This is a genomic window from Micromonospora sp. KC207 (assembly GCF_004348615.1).
Taxonomy (GTDB): Bacteria; Actinomycetota; Actinomycetes; order Mycobacteriales; family Micromonosporaceae; genus Micromonospora.
Genome location: NZ_SMKJ01000553.1, coordinates 1 through 1,819, shown reverse-complemented (window position 1 = coordinate 1,819; position 1,819 = coordinate 1). Strand labels below are relative to the sequence as shown.

Annotated in this window: 1 protein-coding gene; it reads right to left on the bottom strand. The window is 76.5% G+C overall.

The window, feature by feature from the left end:
* Positions 1-110 precede the first annotated feature (110 nt).
* Complete coding sequence (locus E1258_RS32395; protein WP_207919924.1) at positions 111-1,610, bottom strand: pyridoxal-phosphate dependent enzyme; 1,500 nt, start codon at positions 1,608-1,610, stop codon at positions 111-113.
* Positions 1,611-1,819: the final 209 nt, after the last annotated feature.

Here is a 1,819-nt window from a genome sequence, read left to right as displayed (position 1 = left end):
CACCCCGCTGCACGCCGCCGCGCGCCACCCCGCCCGTTGCGCGCCACCGCACCGCGCGCCGTCCTCGCGGCCGGCTGGGGTGAGCGGGATACCCCGCTCTACCGTAGGCGTTAAGAAGGGGCCCTTCCTTTCGCGCGCAGCGTACGGGTGGCGGCAGCGCCGAGCAGTGCGCCGGCCGCGACCACGGCGGTCGCCACCCCGGCGACCTGCCAGCCGACCGGGCCGATCTCGGCCAGCCGGCCGCCGCCGAGCGGGCCGCCGGAAGCCGCCGCGAGCCCGCCGAGCAGGAGCCCGGCGACCGGGCCGGCCAGCGCCGCCGGGACCAGCAGGGCGGGCCAGGCCACCTCGGCGCGGTCCTCGGCGGCGATCCGCAGCAGCCGTCGGGCGAGCAGCCAGCCGGCGGCCATGCCGGCCAGGACGGGCACGGCGAGCAGGCCCGCCCCGTACCCGTCGACCGGCCCGCTGGGCAGGCCCGCCAGCAGCGGTACGGCCGGCAGCGCGCCGACGGAGACCTCGCTGGTACGCACGGCGGTGTCGACGCCGACGGCGAACCCGGGGCCGAGCAGGTAGCTGGCCGCCCAGATCGCGGCGTTCGGCGCGTAGGCGAGGCTGATCAGGGTGATCCCGGCCTGCCCCGCCACCCCGGTGCGGTAGGCGCCGATCATGTCGGCGGCGTCCCCGCCCCCGGTGGCCACCGCCAGCCCCGCTGCTCCGGCCCCCGCGCCGAGCAGCAGCAACGCGGCGACCAGGCCGGTGCGCAGCGCCGCGTAGGTGACGGCGGCGGACGGCTCGACCAGGAGCTTCGTGGCGTCCAGCAGCTCCCACCAGGCGCCCCAGATCGCGTCCTCGGCGACCTCCACCATGTCGTCCACCAGGGCCCGGATGTGGGCCAGGGTGTGCCGGCCGGCGAAGGGGGCCGCCAGCCCGTCCGCCATGGACTGTGGCGGCGTCGCCGGGGCCGCGCCCCCGGTGCGCAGGGCATGGCCGACGGCGTTGGCGGTGGCCGGCTCCACTCCGACGATCCGCGCCGTCGGTGCCGCCGCCCGCACCGCCGCCGCCACCCCGCTGATCAGACCGCCGCCGCCCACCGGCACCAGGACCAGACCCGGCGGCGGGCCGTCGGCCAGGATCTCCCGGCCGATGGTGGCCTGGCCGGCGATGACGTCCGGGTCGTCGAACGGCGGCAGCAGGTGGTACCCGCGTTCCGCCGCGATGGCCTCGCAGGTGCCGAGCAGGTCGTCGGTGAGCACGACCTCGCCGCCGTACCGGCGGACCGCCTCGATTTTCGTCGGCACCGCGTGCGGCGGCATGCACACCACTGTGGGCAGGGCGTACGCCTGACCGGCGTACGCCACGGCCATCGCGTGGTTGCCGGCCGAGAAGGCGGCCAGGCCGGCCGGTCGACCGGCGCGTTCGGTGAGCGCGAGCAGCGCGTTGAGCACCCCGCGCGCCTTGAAGCTGCCGGTGTGTTGCAGGTTCTCCGCCTTGACCCACAGGTCGAGCCCGTACTCGTCGCCGATGTGCGTGCAGGCCAGCAGCGGGGTACGGACCACGCGCCCGTCGATCCGTCGCTCCGCCGCCGTGATGTCGTCCGCGCTCACCAACTGCACACGGCGCAGCCTAGCCCCACCAGTGCCGGCGTGTCCCGGCCCGACAACGGGAGGGTGCGTGCCGGGGTATCGCCCTCGACTGGTACCGCAAGCGGGGTGGGGAAGATCGATGCCTACGTCGGCGGACGGCGAGTCGCTGTACCCGGTTGCTGGGGTCCGTGCCCACCACAGGCCCGACGCTGCTGAGCCCGCCGACGTAGGCATCGATC